The sequence below is a fragment of the Thermoclostridium caenicola genome (assembly GCF_900142095.1).
In the GTDB taxonomy this organism is placed as follows: Bacteria; Bacillota; Clostridia; order DSM-8532; family DSM-8532; genus Thermoclostridium_A; species Thermoclostridium_A caenicola.
In genome coordinates, this window is record NZ_FQZP01000123.1 from 1 (window position 1) to 1,120 (window position 1,120).

1 protein-coding gene is annotated in these 1,120 nt (G+C 41.8%); it reads left to right on the top strand.

From position 1 onward, the window contains the following. Positions 1-214 precede the first annotated feature (214 nt). Positions 215-742, top strand: coding sequence for an isopentenyl-diphosphate Delta-isomerase (idi, locus tag F3H12_RS13165; protein WP_149679763.1), 528 nt, complete (start codon positions 215-217; stop codon positions 740-742). Positions 743-1,120: the final 378 nt, after the last annotated feature.

The window sequence follows — 1,120 nt, forward strand, 5'->3', positions numbered from 1 at the left end:
TCTTCATTCTTAATTATCATTTCCGTCACCCAATAATATTTTACTATATTAATGCAAAAAAGCCCAGTTCTCACTGGACTTTTTCGACAGTCTGATATAACATAGACTTATGTTATATTTTTTTCTTTGCCTGTTTTCGTCTGGTAAGAGCCGTTTATGAAATCAGGGATTTTTCAGTGTTTATATAAATATCTTGGACAAAAAAGGAGAAAAAATGCCGGAATACATCCTAACCGTTGATGAACAGGACAGAGAAAAAGGTTATATGGAAAAAATGGAGGTGCATGAAAAAGGTATCCTGCACCGGGCTTTTTCGGTCATGATTTTTAATCATAAAGGTGAAGTCTTGCTGCAAAAAAGAGCGCAATCAAAATACCACTCGGCCGGACTTTGGACCAACAGTTGCTGCAGCCACCAACGAGAGGGTGAGACTTTGTCGGAAGCTGTATCCAGGAGAATCCGGGACGAGCTTGGGATTTCATGTGCGTGCAAGGAAGCATTCACATTCAAGTACCGTGTTGAGTTTGAAAATGGCCTGATTGAGCATGAAATCGATCATGTGTTTGTGGGCCGCTATGATGGCAAGATATTTCCAAACAAAGATGAAATCGAAGAAATCCGCTGGGTTTCTCCGGAGAAACTAAGGATGGAAATGACAGAGCACACGGAAGCGTTCACCTATTGGTTCAGGATACTCATGAAGCAGCCGGAAATGCTGTCCATCATACAACGGATATCTTAAGCCATGGGGATGGTTTTGGTGTTTTTTTCTTCGAAGATTACCACGAGAATTGCAATCAACCATCAGGCATGCCTGCGAGGCTGAATCATCGGTGGCACTGGCATTGTATCCTGAAAAAGTGAAAATGGAAGCAGTCCGGGAACATGACATACCGTTTGAAGAATTCAAGAAATATAATGCCCCCACTTGTCAAGACAATTTTTTAGCTTTTCTAAGTTAGGTTCTCCTTTCTTTATTTTTGTATAATTATAACATTTGTGCATTCTGTTGGAGGATGTCAAGGGCGAGCGTAAGCGAGTTCATCTTGGCCCTTGACATCCAATGCGCATACATCCTTTTGCTTTCCGGTCTGTTATGACAGACCGGCTGCCTTCCGGC

Coding starts and splice junctions, on each gene's coding strand:
- idi (WP_149679763.1), top strand. CDS start 215: ATGCCGGAATACATCCTAACCGTTGATGAACAGGACAGAGAAAAAGGT.